Source organism: Delftia sp. WSY_7 (assembly GCF_043104845.1).
Lineage (GTDB): Bacteria > Pseudomonadota > Gammaproteobacteria > Burkholderiales > Burkholderiaceae_C > Comamonas > Comamonas tsuruhatensis.
The window spans coordinates 1-755 of record NZ_JBICLB010000023.1 but is presented as its reverse complement, the minus strand read 5'-3'; the positions used below and the strand labels follow the sequence as shown (position 1 = coordinate 755).

At 58.7% G+C, this 755-nt stretch carries 2 protein-coding genes; one reads left to right on the top strand and one right to left on the bottom strand.

The genetic code is table 11. From position 1 onward, the window contains the following. Window positions 1-408: flagellin (locus ACF8ME_RS10270; protein WP_392416303.1), on the top strand; the 408-nt coding region annotated here is incomplete at its 5' end. Between the two features lie 130 nt (window positions 409-538). On the opposite strand, the gene ACF8ME_RS10265 is transcribed toward ACF8ME_RS10270, so the two are convergent. Then, window positions 539-755: hypothetical protein (locus ACF8ME_RS10265; protein WP_392416301.1), on the bottom strand; the 217-nt coding region annotated here is incomplete at its 5' end.

Genomic DNA, 755 nt, shown 5'->3' with positions numbered 1-755 from the left:
AACGCAAGCTTCACCTTCCAGGTAGGTGCGAACACTGCCACGGACAACCAGATTTCCGTTGTGGTCTCCTCTGCCACCAGCCTGACCAGCCTGAGCGCGTCCACCGCGACCCTGGGTACCGTCGAGTCTGCAGCGCTGGCCCAGGTTGATGCCATCGACTCGGCGCTGGACAACATCAATGGCATGCGTGCCGACTACGGCGCGGCCCAGAACCGTTTCGAAGCCACGATTGCCAACCTGCAAGTGGCCTCGGAAAACACTGCGGCAGCCCGTGGTCGCATCATGGATGCCGACTTCGCTGGTGAAACCTCGAACCTGAGCCGCGCCCAGATTCTGCAACAGGCTGGCACGGCCATGGTGGCCCAGGCCAACCAGCTGCCCCAGGGCGTTCTTGCCCTGCTGCGCTGAACCAGGCAGTTGCTGCAACTGCGAGGGCAATGCTCTGCGGCAAAGAATTGACGGTCCTCTCGCATGGATCGTCCAGGCGGCCAGCTTCATGCTGGCCGCTTTTTTTTGAGAAGAGGGTCTGATGAAGGGCCTAGTGGCGATGCAGGGACCTGAATCGATGCTCCTCCAAAAAAACACTTAAGTGTTCCAATGGCTTGTCGAAAAACAATTCAGCAGATGGATGAAGCATCCTGAAACCCTGAAAGCACGGCGCCCGCAAGGTAAGTGCTTGCCAGCTGACGGATAGGGTTGCTGCATGCGCCAGGCGATTGTCACGGACCTGGTTTTGTACAGATTTCACTGAGGAG